The sequence below is a fragment of the Acinetobacter sp. HR7 genome (assembly GCF_000773685.1).
In the GTDB taxonomy this organism is placed as follows: domain Bacteria; phylum Pseudomonadota; class Gammaproteobacteria; order Pseudomonadales; family Moraxellaceae; genus Acinetobacter; species Acinetobacter thermotolerans.
Genome location: NZ_JPQO01000060.1, coordinates 1 through 1,364, shown reverse-complemented (window position 1 = coordinate 1,364; position 1,364 = coordinate 1). Strand labels below are relative to the sequence as shown.

At 38.4% G+C, this 1,364-nt stretch carries 1 protein-coding gene; it reads left to right on the top strand.

Annotated features, from left to right (window positions below; all coding sequences use genetic code 11):
• Positions 1 to 7 precede the first annotated feature (7 nt).
• Positions 8 to 1,312 (top strand): IS4 family transposase, encoded by a 1,305-nt coding sequence (locus GW12_RS04010; protein WP_034583738.1) that lies wholly within the window; start codon positions 8 to 10, stop codon positions 1,310 to 1,312.
• Positions 1,313 to 1,364 lie beyond the last annotated feature (52 nt).

Here is a 1,364-nt window from a genome sequence, read left to right as displayed (position 1 = left end):
TTTTTTTATGACTTTATCTGAACATTTAGAATCCACTCTTGAACATGCTCTCCCATCACTTAGCCATTTTTGTGAACTTATTGACTTAAATTGGATTGAAACATCTCTGCATCAAACAGGTAAGGCATCGATCAGAAGGAGAAAATTACCTGCTGAGCACGTGGTTTGGCTTGTTCTTGGGCTTGCCTTGTTTCGCAATCAACCCATCAGCTATGTGGTAGAACAATTAAAACTCGTGTTTGGTACAACAGATTATTGTGTTCCTAGTGCAGCTGTCCAAGCTCGACAACGTTTAGGTCGAGAACCCTTAGCCGCCTTATTCTCCTTAATCAGCCAAGCATGGTTTGATGAATCACAACAACAATATTCAACCTTTCAAGGTCTTAGTGTATGTGCTGTTGACGGGGTGGTTTGGTCTATGCCACTGACCAAGGAGAATTTTAATCATTTTGGCTCATCTAAAGGTAAAACTGCTGTAGCACCTTACCCACAAGTTAGAGCCACGTGTCTAGTGAATACCAATACTCATGAAATCATAGATGCCCAAATAGGCAGTATGGATCAAGGTGAACTCACATTAGCAAATCAATTATCTCCTCCAGCACAAAGTATTACTTTGTTTGATCGAGCTTATTTCTCTGCTGATTTTTTAATAGGCTGGCAAACACGTGGAGAATCAAGTCATTGGCTGATGCGAGCAAAAGATAATTTACGTTATGACATAATTAAACGGAATTCCCCACATGATTTTCATATCAGGATGCCAATATCAGCAAGAGCCAAAAAACTTAATCCAGCATTAGGAGATTACTGGGAAGCACGTTTAATTGAAGTTGAGCAGGCAGGAAAAATCAGACGTTACATTACTTCATTATTAGATTCAAAGACATACCCACTTATAGCCTTGGCAAAGTTATATGCTCAGCGTTGGGAAATTGAAATGTGTTACCGAGAAATTAAAAGCAATTTACAGGAAGGTAAGCACTTAAGGAGCAAACAGCCAGACTTAATTTATCAAGAATTATGGGGTGTCTTGATTGCTTATAATGTTCTAAGAAGACAAATGAAATATATGGCTCAACGTGCCAAAGTAAGCCCGTTGAGGATCAGTTTTCATATTGCATCTATTGCCCTTCTTAATTTACTCAGATTCGACTCTTTGGCTTCTGCAGGTAATCTACCCAAACATCTGGAAAGTTTAATGGAGAAATCTAATCGGTATGTTATACCTGAGAGAAGAGTGAGGAGTTATCCAAGGGTTGTAAAAGGAAAACCTCAAAAATACCCAAGAAAAAGCCAGTCAATCTCTTAACTGACTGGCATTACTCCATGTGAGGGCTTTTTTATTATTTATCTTTTTTATA

Bases quoted from the DNA above. Each gene is read 5' to 3' on its own strand.
- GW12_RS04010 (WP_034583738.1), top strand. From the start codon at position 8: ATGACTTTATCTGAACATTTAGAATCCACTCTTGAACATGCTCTCCCA.